Origin of the sequence: Sagittula sp. MA-2 (assembly GCF_030126985.1) — a bacterium.
GTDB lineage: Bacteria > Pseudomonadota > Alphaproteobacteria > Rhodobacterales > Rhodobacteraceae > Sagittula.
In genome coordinates, this window is the sequence record NZ_CP126145.1 from 267,243 (window position 1) to 283,940 (window position 16,698).

The following is a 16,698-nucleotide window of genomic DNA, read 5'->3' on the forward strand; positions in this document are numbered from 1 at the left end:
GATGACACGACACATCGCAGCGGTTCTGGGCGTCGCGGCTCTGACGGCTTTCGCATCAACCGCACTGGCCGAACGCGGGAGCCAGTCGCCCATCCCCGATGACATCTGGCAGAAGATGCAGGGCGTGAGCTGGCACGCTGACCTGCCGTGCCCCGACCGCGACGGTCTGCGCCTGCTGAGCGTGCCCTACGTGGACTTCGCAGGCGCCGAGCAGACCGGCCAGCTGGTTGTAGCGACAGAGGTGGCCGATACCATGCTGGACATTTTCGCCGACATCCATGCCGCCCGCTACCCGATCCAGAGCATGCGCCCGGTGCACGAGTTCGCCGGGGACGACGGGTTTTCGATGGCGGCCAACAATACCTCGGCGTTCAACTGCCGTCTTGTCGCCGGGACGTCGCGGCTGTCGCAGCACGCGCTCGGGAAGGCCATCGACATCAACCCGGTTCACAATCCCTATGTGCAGGGGCGGCACACGTCGCCGGACGCGGGCGTGGACTACGACGAGGCGTCAGAGCGCCGACCAGACGTACCTGGGGTCATCCTGCCAGACGATACGGTCGTCACCGCCTTTACAAAACGGGGCTGGGGGTGGGGCGGCACATGGTCGTCCGCGAAGGACTACCAGCACTTCTCCGAATCCGGCAACTGAGCGATACGCTCCCGTCTGTCTTCGGCTCAGGTCTGGATGAAGTCGACACCGCCGGGGTAGACATGCGCGGCCGTCAGGCGGCCCGAGAGGTAGGCGCCGGTGTCGACGGATATGCGCCCGTCCTCCGCCTTGGCGTCCTCGGTGATGGTGTGGCCGTGGACCACCCAGATGCCATCGTCGCGGTTGACCCGGAAGAAGTCGGGGTGGCCCCAGGTCAGCACCTGCGTCGACTGGAAATCCATCGGCAGTGCAGGGTCAGCGGCGGCATGCACCGTCGTCACGTTGCCGGTCTGCCAGCGTGAGGGCAGGCCCTGCAGCCACTCCAGCATGTCGTCCCCCATCGCATAAAGAAGACGGTCGCGCAGCCCTTCCGGATCGCGCTTGCCACTGCGGGAGACGCCGAAACTGGCGAGTGTCTGCAGCCCGCCATGCCCGAGCCAGCGGGACTCCTGCCGCTCCGGATCTTCGAGGTAGCGCAGCATCATCTCTTCGTGGTTACCGCGCAGGCAGACAAAACGGTCGCCCATCTCGCGGCTCATGGCGAACAGCAGTTGCAGGACACCGGCGGAATGTTCGCCGCGGTCGATCATGTCGCCGAGGCACACGATCTTTGGAGCGCTGTCGCGCTTGTCGATCTCCAGCAGCAGGTTGCCGAGCGGCCGGAGGCAGCCGTGCACGTCACCGATGGCGAAGAAAGCCTCATCTGGCGCCAAGGGCGCTTCGAAGGGGACGTTTGCACGCACTGCTTGCTGATCGCGGTCACGCCCGCGTGGCTTGCCGAAAAGTCTCATACCGGATTGTATATGAGGCGTTTTCGCAGCCCAGCAAGTGCGACCGTGCCTGAAAACGGTCACACCTGCCGAATTTTCGATCAGATGCTCAAAGAGCGTTCTGTGCGCTGCGGAGCAGGACCGGGAACAGCTGCTGCAGGGCGCGGTTCCACTTGGTGATCGGCTGTTCCTCGATGAAGATGATGTCGTCAGGGCGCATCTCGAACTTCGTCGCGAGGATCAGCTTTGCCGCGTTGCGCGCATTCAGGTGGTAGGCGATGACGATGTCGCCATAGCCGGCCTGCGGGTCGCCGCGCAGCACGTAGATTTCCGACGGGTCGCCGGTCGTGGTGTCGAAGCCGCCCTCGTTGTAGAGCACGTCGGCCAGCGTGGCGCGGTCGTTGAACGGCAGGGCAAAGCGGTTCTGGCCGCGCACTTCGCCGGCGAGATAAACGTACTGGCGTCCGTTGGCGCCGTATTTCTCGCGGCGGTCGAAGTTGCTGCGGTCCTCTTCCAGCGCGCCGCGGCGGATGTTGATTTCCGACTGCAGGTTGGCCAGGGCGCTGTTACGGGCGCTCTGGCGCAGAGAGATCACGTCGATCTTCGCCCGGTAGAACTCAAGCGCGCGGTCGAGGTCATAGGAGGTATCGACGAACACCGCGTCGCCCGCCTGCATGAGCTTGTCCTGCATGCCCGGGTTCTGGAGGTAGGTTTCCAGCGGGATCTGGTAGAGCGTGCCCTGGCGGTACACGCGGATCGAGGCGAATTCGCGGTCGCGGATGTCCGTGCCACCGGCGGCGATGATCGCCTCGCCGAGGGTCAGGTCGTTCGGGGTGATCGGCACGATGGTCGGGGTGCGGACGGCGCCGCCCACGGCCACGCGCTGCGAGTTGAAGCGGCTTACCTCGAGGCTGAAGGTCGGGTCGATCTGGTTGTCGACGAGCACCTGGAACAGACGGTTCTCGGCCTCTTCGATGGTCAGACCAGCCACCGGGATGGAGCCCACGTCGGGGATGGCGATGTTGCCGTCGTCGCGGACGGTGTAGCCCTGACGCTGATTTGCCGCGGCGAGCAGACCGGACAGTTCCTCGACAGAGTTGCGGCTCTTGGTGGCGAGCAGAAGCTCGTCGCCCACGCCGATGCGGTAGGGCTGCGGCGCGACATCGGGCAGCGGCCGGAATTCGAGCGTCTCACGCGATTCGTCGGGCAAGTAGGGGGTCGGCGGGATGGCACCGACACCGCGTGCACTGCCGCCGCCCGCGTTGGCAAAGAACGATGCGGGCAGGCTTTGCGGCGCATAGGCCGAACGGTTGGCGCTTGCCACGACGGTCGGCGACATCTCCAGAACGGTCACCTGGAAGCCGTCGGCGGCCGAATTGACCGTTGGGCTGTTGTAGGTGATCCCGCAGGACGTCAGAGCAAGGGTCAGCGCCGCAACACCGATCCAGCGTCCGGCCTTCGGCATAAGTCTCCGACCCTGCGCCCGCTTGGAGGTCACGCTCATATCTTACCCCGTCCCAAAACTTGCTTTTGTTCATTCTCGACCTGCGCAACGCGGCTTGCAAGCCGCACCGCGAGGGCCGTCAATCTCTGACGGAATTACATGCGTTCCGGCCACATGGCGACATGACGCTCCTGCTACACTGCAGCAAATCCGACGAGCGGGGCAAATCTGCAACATCGGCAAGAATCTTCCACAGGGTGAAAGTGAACAATTCGTTTTCAGCGCATGGGCGACGAAATGGCTCACTGTATACAGCTGCATACTGTAGACGCCGTTGCGCGTTTGGCCTAGAGAGGGCGCAAGGTTAACAAGGGGGATCCCATGTCCGACACGTCCACGCCCGATATCATCTACACCAAGGTCGACGAAGCGCCCGAGCTGGCCTCGGCGTCGCTGCTTCCGATCATCCAGTCCTTTGCCTCCGCCGCCGGCGTGACGGTGGGTACGAAGGACATCAGCCTCGCAGGCCGCATCATCGCCACCTTCCCGGAGGCCCTGACCGCAGAGCAGCGCCAGTCCGACGACCTGGCCGAGCTGGGCGAACTGGTGAAGAAGCCGGACGCCAACGTGATCAAGCTGCCGAACATCTCCGCCTCGGTCCCGCAGCTCGTGGCTGCGGTCAAGGAACTGCAGTCCCAGGGCTATGCGCTGCCCGACTATCCCGAATCCCCGTCCACCGACGAGGAAAAGGCCGTCCGCGCCAAGTACGACAGCATCAAGGGCTCGGCCGTGAACCCGGTCCTGCGCGAGGGCAACTCCGACCGCCGCGCCGCCGCTGCCGTCAAGAAGTTCGCGCAGTCGAACCCGCACCGCATGGGCGAGTGGTCTTCCGACTCCAAGACCCGCGTCGCAGCGATGTCGGGCGACGATTTCTATTCCAACGAAGTCTCTGCCACGCTGGACAAGGCCGCGACCGCGAAGATCGTGCTGGAGACCGCCGATGGCGAGACGGTCCTGAAAGAGGGCGTCTCCTACCCGGCTGGTACCGTCGTCGACGCCACCTACATGTCGGCCAAGGCGCTGGACGCTTTCCTTGCCGAAGAGATCGAGAAGACCAAGGCCGAAGGCACGCTGTTCTCGCTGCACATGAAGGCCACGATGATGAAGGTCTCCGACCCGATCATCTTCGGTCACGCCGTCAAGGCATGGCTGGCCCCGGTCTTCGAGAAGTACGGTGACAAGATGGCCGCGCTGGGGGTGAACCCGGCATCCGGCATGGGCGACCTGCTGGCGCGGGTGAAGGACGATCCGGAAATCACCAAGGCCATCGCGGACTGCCGCGAGCAGCGCCCGCCGATGTACATGGTCGACAGCGACCGCGGCATCACCAACCTGCACGTGCCGTCGGACGTCATCATCGACGCCTCCATGCCGGCGCTGATCCGCGCGGGCGGCAAGGGCTGGGGCCCGGACGGCAAGGAATCGGACACCAACTGCGTGATCCCCGACAGCTCCTACGCGCCGGTCTATGACGCGACCATCGAGTTCTTCAAGGCCAACGGCAAGCTGAACCCGGCGACCGCCGGCACCGTGCAGAACATCGGCCTGATGGCGCAGAAGGCGGAGGAGTACGGCTCCCACCCGACGACCTTCGAGATCCCCGCTGACGGCACGGTCAAGATGATCCTCGACGACGGCACCGTTTTGCATTCGCACGCCGTCGAAGCGGGCGACATCTGGCGCTCGGCCTCGGCCCGGAAGGCACCGATCGAGGACTGGGTGAACCTGGCCATCGAACGGCAGAAGGCCACGGGCTACCGCGCGATCTTCTGGCTGGACGCAAGCCGCGCCCACGACGCCGAGCTGATCGCCATGGTCAAGCCGATCCTCGAAGCCAAGGGCGTCACCGACAAATTCGAGATCATGGCCCCGCGCGAAGCCACAATCGCCTCGCTCGAGACGATCACAAAGGGCGAGAACACCATCGCGATCACCGGCAACGTGCTGCGCGACTACCTGACGGACCTCTTCCCGATCCTCGAGCTGGCGACCTCCGCCAAGATGCTGTCGATCGTGAAGCTGATGCAGGGCGGCGGGCTGTTTGAAACCGGCGCTGGTGGCTCTGCCCCCAAGCACGTCCAGCAGCTCCAGTCCGAAAACCACCTGCGTTGGGACAGCCTTGGCGAGTTCTGCGCGCTTGGCGAATCGTTCAAGTTCCTCGCCGACCAGAAGGGCAACGAAAAGGCCCGCGTTCTGGGTGAGGCGGTGGACACCGCGACGCAGGGCATCCTCGACAACGACCGCTCGCCCTCGCGCAAGGTCGGAGAGCCGGACAACCGCGACAGCCACTACTGGTTCGCCCGTTACTGGGCCGAGGCGCTGGCCGCGCAGTCCGACGATGCCGAGCTTGCCTCCCACTTTGCCCCCATCGCGAAGGCGCTGGCCGATGGCGAAGCGGATATCGTCGCCGAACTGGCGGCGGCACAGGGCAGCCCTGCGGACACCGGCGGCTACTACCACAACGACCCGGAAAAGGTCGCCGCGGTGATGCGCCCCTCGCCGACGCTGAACGCGATCATCGGCTGAGACGTTCGTACCGGACAAAAGCAAAGCGGGCCCCGAAAGGGACCCGCTTTTTTCTTGCCTTTGAACCTGCGGTCAGATGCGGGCGTGTGCGCCGCCACGCGGACCGGCCACCAGCCATGCGATGAAGCCGAGAACCGGCAGGATCAGAATGGCGAGGGTCCAGACGATCTTGGCGAGCGTGGACGCGCCAGAGGTCAGAGTCTGGTAGATTGCGTAGATGTCGGCGATGAGGATCAGAAGACCCAGAAGACCATATTCCATTGGTTCAGCTCCCGTTTAGCTATCTGGGGAGACAACGTGCTCGCGCCCATCGGGTTCCCTCGACGTCAAAATTGGTAAGGCGGGGCCGTGCGTGCCAGGCGTGCGTCAAGCCCGCTCAGACCGGCTTTTGGCGGGCGCGAAGGGCCGCTCGTGTGGTTGTTCGGGGGAAGGGGGCGGAGGCGGCTCAGACTTGGCACGGGCCGCCCTGTTTGCCGCCTAAGGGCCCGGCGGGTGCGGCGCTGGTCGGCCGCCGTCGCGGGGCCCCGGTCGGGGCCCCTCTCGGGTCTGATGTCAGATACCGCTGCGCTTGGCGGCCGCATCTGCCGGGGCCACGCGGGCAACGGAATGGATCGCGCCAAGGCCGTCGTCGCCCTTCCACTGGAAGGAAATGTCGATGCGGTCGCCGGTGGCGAGGTCGGCCGGAACCAGCAGGTCCGCCGGCAGGGTCCAGACCGTCTTGTCGGTCAGGACGAGGGTGTGGGTGGCCGGGGTCCAGCTGTGGACGGTGCCAATGGTCTGATCGGCGAGGACCGGACCTGCGACGAGGGCGGCCAGAGCCGCGATAAGCGTGAAACGCATGGGGTTTGCCCGAAGGGAGGATGGCGCTCTAGGCGCGATCCCCGCGCTTGCAGCCGCCGGGCGGAGCCTCGCGCCCGGATGACGCGAAGATGACATGGCGGCGCATCTTTTCAAGTGGTCTTGTAAGGGATTTCTTGTCGCTGGCGGCTTGTTGCCATAGACCCTTGGGATGCGGCAGCGCTTGCATCCCCTGAGTGTTCCCGGGCCTTTGGACGAATGTGTCGTCCCGCTCCCGCACGGCTGGCCAAAACGACGGCTCAATCCGCCCGAAAGCCCCCTTCGGCCTACCGCTTGCGTCGCTTGACGTTCCCGCCGCGCTGGCCGGGACGCCCTGCTGTCGAGCGGCCCTTGGCCTTGGTTGCCTCTTCGGAGGCCCGTTCGACCGCCTGCTGTCGGGCTAGCGGGTCGTCGGCCACCGCCAGTTCCACCGCCTCCAACCGCTTGACCTCGTCGCGCAGACGCGCGGCCTCCTCGAACTCCAGGTTTTCCGCCGCCTTGCGCATATCCGTCCGCAAGCCTTCCAGCACAGCGGCGATGTTGGAGCCCTGACGCTTCGGGTCGATCTTCGCGGTGACGCGGGACTGGTCGGTGTCGCCCTGGTAGAGCCCGGCGAGGATGTCGTCGACGTTTTTCTTCACCGTCTCCGGCGTGATCCCGTGTTCCTCGTTGTAGGCCATCTGCTTCTCGCGGCGGCGGTTGGTCTCTCCGATAGCGCGTTCCATGGATCCGGTCATGCGGTCGGCGTACATGATGACCCGGCCATCGGCGTTCCGCGCCGCCCGCCCGATGGTCTGGATCAGCGAGGTCTCGGACCGCAGGAAGCCCTCCTTGTCGGCGTCGAGGATGGCCACCAGCCCGCATTCCGGGATGTCCAGGCCCTCGCGCAGCAGGTTGATCCCCACCAGCACGTCGAACGCGCCAAGGCGCAGGTCGCGCAGGATCTCGATCCGTTCGATGGTGTCGATGTCGGAGTGCATGTAGCGCACCTTGATACCCTGTTCGTGCAGGTACTCCGTCAGGTCCTCGGCCATGCGTTTGGTCAGCACTGTGGCGAGGGTGCGCATGCCGTTTGCCGCGACCTTGCGGATCTCGTCCAGCAGGTCGTCGACCTGCATCTCCACCGGCCGGATCTCCACCTGCGGGTCCAGAAGGCCGGTGGGGCGGATCACCTGTTCGGAGAAGACGCCGCCCGATTGCTCCAGCTCCCACGCGGCGGGGGTGGCGGAGACGAAGATCGACTGCGGGCGCATCGCGTCCCATTCCTCGAACTTGAGGGGGCGGTTGTCCATGCAGGACGGCAGGCGGAAACCGTGTTCCGCCAGCGTGAATTTCCGCCGGTAGTCGCCGCGATACATGCCGCCGATCTGGGGCACCGAGACGTGGGATTCGTCGGCGAAAACGATGGCGTTGTCGGGGATGAATTCGAAGAGGGTGGGGGGCGGTTCGCCCGGCGCGCGGCCCGTCAGGTAGCGCGAGTAGTTCTCGATGCCGTTGCAGACGCCGGTGGCCTCCAGCATCTCCAGATCGAAGTTCGTCCGCTGCTCAAGCCGTTGCGCCTCCAGCAGCTTTCCCTCGCCGACAAGCTGGTCGAGCCGCTGGCGCAGCTCCTTCTTGATGCCCTGAATCGCCTGCTGCATCGTCGGACGCGGTGTGACGTAGTGTGAGTTGGCGTAGATGCGGATGCGCTCGAAACTGTCGGTCTTGGTGCCGGTCAGCGGATCGAATTCGGTCAGCCCTTCCAGTTCCTCGCCGAAGAAGGACAGCCGCCATGCGCGGTCCTCGAGGTGGGCAGGCCAGACTTCCAGAACGTCGCCACGCACCCGGAAGGTGCCGCGCGAAAACCCCTGATCGTTGCGGCGATACTGCTGCGCGATGAGGTCGGCCATGATCTTGCGCTGGTCATACTCCTTGCCGACGAACAGGTCCTGCGTCATCGCCCCGTAGGTCTCGACCGAACCGATACCGTAGATGCAGGACACGGACGCCACGATGATCACGTCGTCGCGTTCCAGCAGCGCCCGGGTGGCCGAGTGGCGCATCCGGTCGATCTGTTCGTTGATCTGGCTTTCCTTCTCGATGTAGGTGTCGGACCGCGCGACGTAGGCTTCCGGCTGGTAGTAGTCGTAGTAGCTGACGAAGTACTCGACTGCGTTGTCCGGAAAGAACCCCTTGAATTCGCCGTACAATTGGGCGGCCAATGTCTTGTTCGGGGCAAGGATGATCGCCGGGCGCTGGGTCTGTTCGATCACTTTGGCCATGGTGAAGGTCTTGCCGGTGCCCGTCGCACCAAGAAGCACCTGGTCGCGCTCTCCCTCGTCGATGCCGCCGGCCAGTTCCGCGATGGCGGTCGGCTGGTCGCCCGCCGGAGAGAAGGTGGTCTGCATGACGAACCGCTTGCCGCCTTCGAGCTTTTCGCGCGTGCGCACATCTGGCGCGGCGGCATGCATCATGGGCATCTGTTGCGGCGAATTGTTGTGCATCGGGGTCTCCTGTGCGCGACCCCGGTTGTCCAGCGCCGGTCCTGTCGCTGCAGCGCAACGTAAGTCGCAGGGCGGCCTTGCGCCAGTCCGATGCTGACAATAACTGTCTGCAAGACGTCAGGGAGAGTGCTCTGTTTGGGGTCGGTTGACTGACACGCGTGTCGTTGGCGGGGCCGCACCACTGTTCGCAGAGTGCCAAATACATGCGCGAACTGCTGATCCACTGCTCGCCTGCCTACCAACTTTGGTCGCAGCACCTTCTGGCGCGGATTGAAAGGGCCATCTGATAACAAAGGGAAATAGCGGACTGGCGGCGGATCGCCCGTGTCGCGCTGCCCGACTGCCACAAAGGAAGCATTTGCCAAAACCGAAAGCTGATATGTAGCTTTGAAGGAGACAAGCAGCGCTCGGTGGCCCGGTGCCACGAACCCACCCCTCGCTCCCTGTGTCTCCGGTCGGACACCTGAGCCTGCTTGTCGTCCGTTCCCCGTCCCAGGCCGGCGCTCACTGTGACAATTGGAGCGGCGCAGCATGTTGCCCTTCGCCGCGGAATCCCGGATAACCGTTGTGATTCATGGAGGTGTGGAAATGCGGGCTCGCATCTATCAACCGGCAAAGACGGCCATGTCCTCGGGGCAGGGCAAGACGAAGCACTGGTATCTCGACTACGTGCAGGACAGCCCGAGGTCGATCGACCCGCTGATGGGCTGGACCTCCTCCGCCGACACGCAAAGCCAGGTGCGCCTGCGCTTCGAGACGAAGGAAGCGGCGCTGGCCTACGCCAAGGAACACGGCATCGACGCGATGGTGATGGAGCCGAAGAAGCGGAAGGTGAACATCCGGGCGCGGGGGTATGCGGAGAACTTCGCGTCCGACCGCCGGGCGCCCTGGACGCACTGAGCGTCTTCACCGCGGGCGGGGGCGCCGGCATTTTCCGAAGCGATCCAATGCTTTAGCGGAGCACCCTCGCCATGGACACCACTCATCTCGTCACCCACTCCGGGGGCTTCCACGCCGACGAACTGCTGTCGACGGTGGTGCTTACCCGCTTGTTTCCAAACGCAAAACTGGTGCGCTCACGGGATGTTGACTGGATCTCTCCGGCGCCCGGGCGGGTCGTCTACGATGTCGGTCGCGTCTACGACGCCGAGGCGGGCATCTTCGACCACCACCAGCGCCCCGTGCCGCAGCGCGAGGACGGCGCGCCCTACAGCTCTTTCGGTCTGATCTGGAAGCACTTCGGCCACGGCTACCTCCGCGCGCTGGGCGTGCCCGAGGCCGACGTGGACGAGATACACCATTGTTTCGACAGGGAATTCGTCCTGCCCGTGGACCTTCTGGACAACGGCGCGATGGAGCCGTCGGTCGCCGGGCCGCTGGCGGGGATGACCCTGCCGGTGCTGCTGGAAACGCTGAAACCGGTGTTCGACGACCGGGGCCCCGGGGCGGATGACCGCGCGTTCATGGATTCGTTAACGGTTGCCCGCGCCTTCGTCGAAGCGGCGGTGCGCGGCCAGGCGGCCAAACGGCGGGCAGAGGCGATGGTCATGGCCGCCATCGCGGAGGCCGGTGCCTCCCGCGTGCTGGAGCTGCCCATGGGCATGCCCTTCCGCGGCGCCATCGAGGCAGCGGGCGCCGATCACCTGCTGTTCGTCGTGCATCCGCGCGACGGCGACTGGGCGCTGAACACCATCCGAAAAGGCTCTAACACCTTTGAATCGCGGGCAGATCTGCCGGAAAGCTGGGCCGGTCTGACCGACAGCGCGCTGGAGGCGGCAAGCGGCGTCAAAGGTGCCAAGTTCTGCCACAACGCCCGCTTCATCGCCGTCGCGAACACGCGCGAAGCGGTGCTGGAAATGGCCCGCCTCGCGGTGGCAGAGGCGGTGACGGACGCGCCCAAGGGCCTTGGCGCGGTGTTCGAACCGGCGGCGAAGTAGGCCTTGCCTGTGCTTCGCTGAACGCGGGGCACGGTGCGTTAACCATGCCGCGTTAACCATTCCTTATGGTGAGTCCCGGCCGGTTCGGGGGGCCGAAACGGCCGGTTGTTAACCTCTCCGATGCGGCGCCGAATCGCGGATGCGTAGGGGGCTGGTGCTTGGTCTGTGCTCGGGTGCCGGGCGCGGCTTCTCGTCAGCGAGAAAAAGCCCACCTGATAAGCTGATAGGCTGCTCCGATCACGGCGCCGACGACCAAGGCCTCGGGCATGAGACGCATTACGGATCGCATGACGTACTGGCCGTAGTCGCGGTCTGGAAAAGCGGACAGATACTGCTCTTGAGACGGCATCGCGCCGTCGATTTTTCCGGCGGTCAAAAGCAGTGTCGAGACCGCAAGAATGGCGAAAATGGCTGCGCCGATCGCCGCGCCGCGAATGATACGCTTTATCAGGCTGGTGGATTGCGGCTGTTCGCCCGTCAACTCGTCACTCAAACGTCCAGCTCCACCGCAAACCGCGCGTTTTCCTGGATGTACTGGAAGCGCAGTTCCGGTTTCTTGCCCATCAGGCGCTCCACCAGATCGCCGGTTTCGCCGGGTTCGTCCTCGTCGATGGTCACGCGGATCAGGGTCCGGGTGTTGGGGTCCATCGTGGTTTCCTTAAGGTCCTTGGCATCCATCTCGCCCAGGCCCTTGAACCGTTGCACATCGATCTTTCCCTTTCCGCCCAGACCCTTGGCCAGCGCGGCCTCTTTCGAGGCGTCGTCGGCCACGTAAAGCCGCTTTGCCCCCTGGGTCAGCCGGTAGAGCGGCGGGCAGGCGAGGTAGAGGTGGCCCTGGTCGATCAGCGGGCGCATCTGGGTGAAGAAGAATGTCATCAAAAGCGACGCAATATGGGCGCCGTCCACGTCGGCGTCCGTCATGATGATAACCTTTTCGTAACGCAGGTCGTCGATGTTGAACTTCGTCCCGAGGGACACGCCGAGCGCTTCGCAGAGGTCGCGGATCTCGGCGTTCGAGGTCAGCTTGTTGGAGGCGGCGCCGAGCACGTTCAGGATCTTGCCCTTCAGCGGCAGAAGGGCCTGGGTTTCGCGGCTGCGGGCGCCCTTGGCGGAGCCGCCGGCCGAGTCGCCCTCGACGATGAAGATCTCCGTCCCCTCGCGGGACTTGGCGGTGCAGTCGGTCAGCTTGCCCGGCAGGCGCAGCTTCTTGGTGGCGGACTTGCGGGCGGTCTCCTTCTCCTGCCGGCGGCGGAGGCGTTCCTCTGCCCTCAGCACGAGGAAGTCGAGGATGGCGCCTGCGGACTTCGTGTCGGAGGCGAGCCAGTTGTCGAAGTGGTCGCGGACGGCGTTTTCCACGAGGCGCTGCGCCTCGGTCGTGGCGAGGCGGTCCTTGGTCTGGCCGACGAACTCCGGTTCGCGGATGAAGCAGGAGACCAGCGCGCAGCCGCCGGTCATCAGGTCGTCGCGGGTGATCTGCGCGGCCTTCTTGTTGTTGACCAGCTCGCCGTAGGCGCGGATGCCCTTGAGGATCGCGGCCCAGAAGCCGGCCTCGTGGGTGCCGCCCTCGGGCGTGGGGACGGTGTTGCAGTAGGACTGGATGAAGCCGTCGCGGGAGGGCGTCCAGTTGATCGCCCATTCGACCTTGCCCGGCACCTGGAAGCGTTCGCGGAAGTCGACCACCCCGCCGAAGGGCGCGTCGGCGTAGGTGCTGGCGGTGCCCAGCGTTTCGGTCAGGTAGTCGGAAAGGCCGCCGGGGAAGTGGAAGGTCGCCTCCGTCGGGGTTTCCTTGTCGTCGATCTCCGACTTCCAGCGGATTTCCACGCCCGAGAAGAGGTAGGCCTTTGAGCGGACCATCTTGAACATGCGGGCGGGTTTGAAGCGGTGGTGGCCGAAGATCTCCTCGTCGGCGTGGAAGGTGGTGGTGGTGCCGCGGCGGTTGGGGGCGGCGCCGACCTTCTCGACCGGGCCGAGCGGGATCCCGCGGGAGAAGCGCTGTTCGTAGAGCTCCTTGTTCTTGGCCACCTGCACGACCATCGAATCCGACAGGGCGTTGACCACGGAGGCGCCGACGCCATGCAGGCCGCCGGAGGTCTCGTAGGCGTCGCCGGAGAACTTGCCGCCGGCGTGCAGCGTGCAGAGGATGACCTCGAGCGCGGACTTGCCGGGGAACTTGGGGTGCGGGTCGATGGGGATGCCGCGGCCGTTGTCGCGAATCTCGACGGCGTAGTCGGCGCGCAGCGTGACCTCGATCCGGTTGGCGTGGCCGGCGACCGCCTCGTCCATGGAGTTGTCGAGGATCTCCGCCACCATGTGGTGCAGCGCCCGTTCGTCCGTGCCGCCGATATACATGCCGGGGCGCTTGCGGACGGGTTCCAGCCCTTCCAGCACCTCGATGGAGGAGGCGTCATAAACAGGTTCGACTGCGGAGTGGAGGAGATCGTCTGCCATGTATGTCCCTCGACGCGTGCTCGGTTTGTTCTGTTGATTGAGGGGCAGTATGGCAGAGGCGGCAGGGCGGCGAAAGGGGAACGCCGCGCCGGGGCACTACCTATACACAGGAGATCCGCAGGGTTCGGCAGATATGGGGCTCATTCGCCGGTGCAGGGGGTGGTGTAGGCGTCGGGATGGGCGGCGGCGGCGGTGTCCACCCGGCCCTCGGGGATGTCCGCCTTCAGCGCGTAGTCGTCGCCGCGCAGGAGCATGCCGTGGCTGTAGGTCAGGCCCTTCGGGTCCTCGATGGCGCGGACCTCGAAGGTGCCCCGGATGCGGCCCGTGCCGCCGGGATTGTAGCGCAGCCACACGAGGGCCGACTGTTCGCCGTGGTCCTCGGCCGTCACCATGTCCTGCGCGCGGGTCAGGAAGACGTCGACGAAGACGAGGTCCCGCGCCTCCGCCCGCCGTGCGGCGGCGCCGGCGGCCTGCGCGAGCAGCGGCCCGAGGTCTTCGAGATCGGTGCGGATCATCACCCGCTGGCTGCCCGGCCCGGTGGCGCCGGGATCGTGCGTGTCCCAGACCGCGCATCCGGCATGGGCCCCCCGTGGCAAGGGCGAGAAGGGCAGCGGTCAGGACACGCATCATGAAACGGGCTTTCCCGGCAAAGGAACTGGACAAATGTCTGCCGCGAGTGTGCCGGGGGCAGGGGCGTCCGGCAAGAGGTCCTGGCGCCTGGGGAGGGTGCCTTCGCCCGTGTGGGGCCCCGGATGAAGGCCTTGGCCCGGGTGGGTGGCTGATGGAGGCGGCACGTGCGCCTTGGTCCCGGGCGCGGCTTTGTGACAATGGTGCGTGCGGAGCACGCACCCTACGGTTCTCGGAATACGGTTGAGCCCATGTCCCGGGCGCGGCGGCGATCTGGTTAGGCTGGGCGTTGACCTTCGAGGTCCTGCGGATGTGTCACGATAAAGCGCACCCGAACGAGGCCGGTTCGCCACCGCGCGCGTCGGCAATGGCGCGGCTTCTGAGAAACCTAGTGGTTTCGAGAACGTTGGTTACATCACTCGACGAACAGATGTTGTGTCAGTTCCGCCAGTAAAAGGCATGGAACTCGATGGTAGAATTCTTCACACAGTACTTCTGCAAAGATTGCCAAGCTGGAGTTTGCGGTAACGTGATCCAACCATAAATCAGGAAAATACCGGCATAAATTCCCTAGAATAAATAGTGCGGCGAGGAAAGCGCCAAACTCGTTAATGGGGCTGTGGGTACAGCACAACCTTTGCTCATCGCGTGTCAGCGAGGTTATCATCGGGAGGTTGAAGCCGAAAGGGCGCTCCGCGGGCTTTGCTATGGAAATGCTAAATCCTGCGTCATACTCCACAACGTTGACGTCTTCGATCAGTTGAGCGGAGAAATGCATCGAATTCTTGAGCGCTTCAATCATCTCTAACTTGTTGGGGTGAACAAGTATGTTTGTAACTGCTTTTCCATTGATAACTTCGGCATATATTCTACCTCGAAGATAATTTGAGTTTATTCCTTCGTGCGAAAGTTCTGCGGTAAGGGATGGCATGTACTGAAGGCACTCTAAAAGCGAAATGCCACCGCTGGCTATCTCAGGTAAACGTTTTGGGGATGGCGAAAGCACCGGCCCATATGTTTCAGTATGTTCCCTGATTATCTTCCCCAGGACTATAGTCTCCCTAGAAGTTTCGTGCCAAAGATTGAAGGTTCCTGATCGCCTGCCGTTTTGTTTTGTGTGTGGCTTTGCCCTGAGTGCGCTTGCGGCTTCCTTCAGGCTGAGGTTTGACGGCAATTTAGCCGGAAATGAAATTTCTAACCCATGGTGGGCATGCTCGGCGCGATTGGAGTCCAGTGATTTGCTTCCATCATTTTTCACCAGTATTTCCGCTAGCGCATAATTCATGATTGAGTAGTAGAGAAGCACTGGTTTGGTCGCAAGCGTCGAGTGTATTGCCGTCTTGCTGTACTCGCGCGCTAAGCTGAGACAATAGGACGCTTGTTTCGCCTGCTTGAGGACATTCCTCTTTTGCTTTTGTGGTGGCGCGTGCCGCGCAGTAATTATGTTCGCAACAGTTTCATGATTCAGGAGTCTCGATATACGTGCATCAACGAATCTGTGAAAATGACTAGTGCCGACAATTTGGCATCCAGTAATATTATATTTCAATTTCTGATTAATCTGCGATATTCTTTCACTCTAATTGCGCAATCTCTCTTTTGCGATGTTGATTTGCGATTCGCGAACCAGCTCCATCTGCCAAACCTCCCTCCACCCCTCTCCCACATCCGGGAAGAAAGCATCCGCGTCTTCCACAACCGTGTCGACTTCGGTGATCAGCAGGCGGTGGGCGAGGGGGAGCAGGGCTTCGTAGATGCCCTGTCCGCCGATGCCGTAGATGCGGAAGTAGCCTTGGGATTGCGCCAGGGCGATGGCGTCCTCGACGCTGGGCACCACATGCTCGGTCAGCGTGGTGTCGCGGGAGACGACGATGTTCAGGCGGTCCTTCAGGGGTTTGAAGGGCAGCGACTCCCACGTCCTGCGGCCCATGACGATGGCGCCTCCGAGCGTCTCGCGCTTGAAGAGGGCGAGGTCCTCGGGGATGTGCCAGGGGATCTGGTTGTCCTTGCCGATGGCTCCGTTCCGGGCGCGGGCGGCGATGAGGGTGATCATGTCCGGCCCCCTTACACCGCGACCGGCGCCTTGATGGCGGGCGCGGGGTCGTAGTTGTCGAAGGCGAAATCCTCGTAGCGGAAGTCGAAGAGGTCGGTGACCTCGCGGGTGAAGCGCAGGGTCGGCAGCGGGCGGGGCGTGCGGGAGAGCTGGAGGGCCACCTGCTCCATGTGGTTCGAGTAGATGTGCGCGTCGCCCATGGTGTGGATGAAGTCGCCCGGTTCGTAGCCTGTGACATGGGCGATCATGTGCTGGAGCAGCGCGTAGGAGGCGATGTTGAACGGCACGCCGAGGAACATGTCGGCGCTGCGCTGGTAGAGCTGGAGGTGCAGCTTGCCGCCGGCGATGCGCACCTGCCAGAGCGTGTGGCAGGGCGGCAGCGCCATGTCGGGCACGTCGGCGGGGTTCCAGGCGGAGACGATCAGCCGGCGGGAGTCGGGCGTGTGGCGGATCATGTCGAGCAGGGTGGCGATCTGGTCGATCTCGCCCTTGCGGGAGGGCCAGTGGCGCCACTGGTGGCCGTAGACCGGGCCGAGGTCGCCGTTGTCGTCCGCCCATTCGTCCCAGATCGAGACGCCGTTGTCCTTCAGGTAGCCGATGTTGGTGTCGCCGGAGAGGAACCACAGGAGTTCGTGCACGATGGAGCGCAGGTGCAGCTTCTTGGTGGTCACCAGCGGGAAGCCGTCGGCGAGCGGGTAGCGGCACTGCAGGCCGAAGTGGCTGCGGGTGCCGGTGCCGGTGCGGTCGGTGGTGTCGGTGCCTTCCTTGAGGACAGTGCGGAGGGCGTCGAGGTACTGGTGCAAGGGAATCCCTCCAGTTCTGGGGGTGGGGTCGTTGTTGGCCGCAAGATATAGCCGGTGC

At 64.1% G+C, this 16,698-nt stretch carries 15 protein-coding genes; 4 read left to right on the top strand and 11 right to left on the bottom strand.

The genetic code is table 11. From position 1 onward, the window contains the following. Position 1 precedes the first annotated feature (1 nt). The gene (locus QNI11_RS01290; protein ID WP_283982045.1) at positions 2 to 652 is read left to right on the top strand and encodes a M15 family metallopeptidase; all 651 of its coding nucleotides are present in this window, start codon (positions 2 to 4) and stop codon (positions 650 to 652) included. Between the two features lie 26 nt (positions 653 to 678). Here QNI11_RS01290 and QNI11_RS01295 read toward each other — a convergent pair whose 3' ends face one another. Then, positions 679 to 1,365, bottom strand: coding sequence for a metallophosphoesterase (locus QNI11_RS01295; RefSeq protein WP_283982046.1), 687 nt, complete (start codon positions 1,363 to 1,365; stop codon positions 679 to 681). A 166-nt stretch (positions 1,366 to 1,531) separates the two neighbouring features. Further along, on the bottom strand, positions 1,532 to 2,926 hold the full coding sequence (locus QNI11_RS01300; protein ID WP_100928175.1) for a polysaccharide biosynthesis/export family protein: 1,395 nt from the start codon (positions 2,924 to 2,926) through the stop codon (positions 1,532 to 1,534). Between the two features lie 321 nt (positions 2,927 to 3,247). On the opposite strand from QNI11_RS01300, the gene QNI11_RS01305 reads away from it, so the two are divergent. Then, positions 3,248 to 5,452, top strand: a complete 2,205-nt coding sequence (locus QNI11_RS01305) for an NADP-dependent isocitrate dehydrogenase (protein ID WP_283982047.1) — start codon at positions 3,248 to 3,250, stop codon at positions 5,450 to 5,452. Between the two features lie 72 nt (positions 5,453 to 5,524). Here the strand turns inward: QNI11_RS01305 and QNI11_RS01310 are convergent, their stop codons facing one another. The 3 genes from QNI11_RS01310 to uvrB form a co-directional block, all read right to left on the bottom strand. Continuing rightward, positions 5,525 to 5,713 (bottom strand): PLD nuclease N-terminal domain-containing protein, encoded by a 189-nt coding sequence (locus QNI11_RS01310; protein WP_005860190.1) that lies wholly within the window; start codon positions 5,711 to 5,713, stop codon positions 5,525 to 5,527. 291 nt (positions 5,714 to 6,004) lie between these two features. Next, positions 6,005 to 6,292, bottom strand: coding sequence for a hypothetical protein (locus tag QNI11_RS01315; protein ID WP_100928173.1), 288 nt, complete (start codon positions 6,290 to 6,292; stop codon positions 6,005 to 6,007). A gap of 284 nt (positions 6,293 to 6,576) precedes the next feature. Beyond that, entirely contained in the window at positions 6,577 to 8,772 is a 2,196-nt protein-coding gene (gene uvrB, locus QNI11_RS01320) for an excinuclease ABC subunit UvrB (protein ID WP_283982048.1), read from the bottom strand. Positions 8,773 to 9,360: 588 nt separating this feature from the next. Here uvrB and QNI11_RS01325 point away from each other — a divergent pair. Continuing rightward, a complete protein-coding gene (locus tag QNI11_RS01325; RefSeq protein ID WP_100928171.1) occupies positions 9,361 to 9,672 on the top strand; it encodes an ETC complex I subunit in 312 nt (103 codons plus the stop codon). Positions 9,673 to 9,743: 71 nt separating this feature from the next. Further along, positions 9,744 to 10,709, top strand: coding sequence for an MYG1 family protein (locus tag QNI11_RS01330; protein WP_283982049.1), 966 nt, complete (start codon positions 9,744 to 9,746; stop codon positions 10,707 to 10,709). Between the two features lie 193 nt (positions 10,710 to 10,902). On the opposite strand, the gene QNI11_RS01335 is transcribed toward QNI11_RS01330, so the two are convergent. The 6 genes from QNI11_RS01335 to QNI11_RS01360 all read right to left on the bottom strand — a co-directional run bounded on the left by QNI11_RS01335 (position 10,903) and on the right by QNI11_RS01360 (position 16,640). Beyond that, a complete protein-coding gene (locus QNI11_RS01335) occupies positions 10,903 to 11,202 on the bottom strand; it encodes a hypothetical protein (RefSeq protein ID WP_283982050.1) in 300 nt (99 codons plus the stop codon). After that, positions 11,199 to 13,157 carry a DNA topoisomerase IV subunit B gene (gene parE, locus QNI11_RS01340; protein ID WP_283982051.1) on the bottom strand — a complete coding sequence of 653 codons (1,959 nt, stop codon included), beginning with the start codon at positions 13,155 to 13,157 and terminating at the stop codon, positions 11,199 to 11,201. The genes QNI11_RS01335 and parE overlap by 4 nt, the downstream gene beginning before the upstream one ends. A 140-nt stretch (positions 13,158 to 13,297) precedes the next feature. Next, positions 13,298 to 13,672, bottom strand: a complete 375-nt coding sequence (locus QNI11_RS01345) for a hypothetical protein (protein ID WP_283982052.1) — start codon at positions 13,670 to 13,672, stop codon at positions 13,298 to 13,300. A 527-nt stretch (positions 13,673 to 14,199) separates the two neighbouring features. Continuing rightward, positions 14,200 to 15,333 carry a YaaC family protein gene (locus QNI11_RS01350; protein WP_283982053.1) on the bottom strand — a complete coding sequence of 378 codons (1,134 nt, stop codon included), beginning with the start codon at positions 15,331 to 15,333 and terminating at the stop codon, positions 14,200 to 14,202. A 30-nt stretch (positions 15,334 to 15,363) separates the two neighbouring features. After that, positions 15,364 to 15,837 carry a dihydrofolate reductase gene (locus QNI11_RS01355; protein WP_283982054.1) on the bottom strand — a complete coding sequence of 158 codons (474 nt, stop codon included), beginning with the start codon at positions 15,835 to 15,837 and terminating at the stop codon, positions 15,364 to 15,366. Positions 15,838 to 15,848: 11 nt separating this feature from the next. After that, a complete protein-coding gene (locus QNI11_RS01360) occupies positions 15,849 to 16,640 on the bottom strand; it encodes a thymidylate synthase (RefSeq protein ID WP_283982055.1) in 792 nt (263 codons plus the stop codon). Positions 16,641 to 16,698 lie beyond the last annotated feature (58 nt).